Here is a 201-nt window from a genome sequence, read left to right on the forward strand (position 1 = left end):
CTGAAAAGTTCGACAGCACGAAGCTTGACCTCAAACGGGTAACGCGTCAAGGTTTTCGCCTGCTTACGCGGTCTACCGAGGGTGTCAGGAAGTTTGTGTGTGAGGCTCTGATCTAGAAGGAGTTTCATCGATAATGACTACGGTGTCACCGAAGAAAAACCATGACCCGGCAAAGGTCAATGAGATCAGCGAGAAGCTGAT

1 pseudogene is annotated in these 201 nt (G+C 49.8%); it reads right to left on the reverse strand.

From position 1 onward, the window contains the following. A pseudogene (locus QP413_RS10315) lies at window positions 1-74 on the reverse strand (transposase); the annotation flags it as partial. Between the last annotated feature and the right edge of the window lie 127 nt (window positions 75-201).

The sequence above is a fragment of the Corynebacterium sp. UMB4614 genome, assembly GCF_030217065.1.
Classification (GTDB): Bacteria; Actinomycetota; Actinomycetes; order Mycobacteriales; family Mycobacteriaceae; genus Corynebacterium.